The organism is Vibrio sp. 378 (assembly GCF_033339435.1).
In genome coordinates this window covers 1-551 of record NZ_JAWOUO010001011.1, presented here as the reverse complement: position 1 = coordinate 551, position 551 = coordinate 1, and the positions used below count along the sequence as shown (strand labels likewise).

1 protein-coding gene is annotated in these 551 nt (G+C 43.2%); it reads left to right on the top strand.

All coding sequences use genetic code 11. The features are described 5' to 3' along the window. Window positions 1-191: 191 nt before the first annotated feature. Window positions 192-551, top strand: a 360-nt coding sequence (locus R7Q48_RS30085) for a substrate-binding domain-containing protein (RefSeq protein WP_318134065.1), incomplete at its 3' end; no start/stop codon positions are given.

Here is a 551-nt window from a genome sequence, read left to right as displayed (position 1 = left end):
GTTTGTATTGGGTGTTGATCGATATTTGAAAGTTGTTAGTCGTACAATTGAGAGCAGCTTCATAGTCTCTGTAGCTAAATGAATGGACAAAATTGCTACATTTTTCCGCTGTGATTTTTATCACTAACAAATGGTCAAGGATGCACAAATATGTACAGCGAACACTCACCTCTACCAGTGGATGGATAACAATGAAATTAAAAAAACTACTCACAATCGCTGCCCTATCTGGCATGACAATGCTCAGTGCCTCTGCTAACGCTTTTTTTGGCTCCAATGACGATAACGTCAGACTTGGTTACCTCGTGAAGCAGCCGGAAGAGCCTTGGTTTCAAACCGAGTGGTCTTTTGCGGAAAAAGCAGCGAAGCAATACGATTTTGAATTGGTCAAGATGGCCGTGCCTGATGGTGAAAAAACGCTGAATGCCATTGATACGCTTGCTGCCAGCGGGGCGAAAGGTTTTGTCATTTGTACGCCAGATCCAAAGCTTGGTCCTGCGATTATGGCCAAAGCGAAAAGCTACGATTTGAAAGTCATTACCGTTGATGAT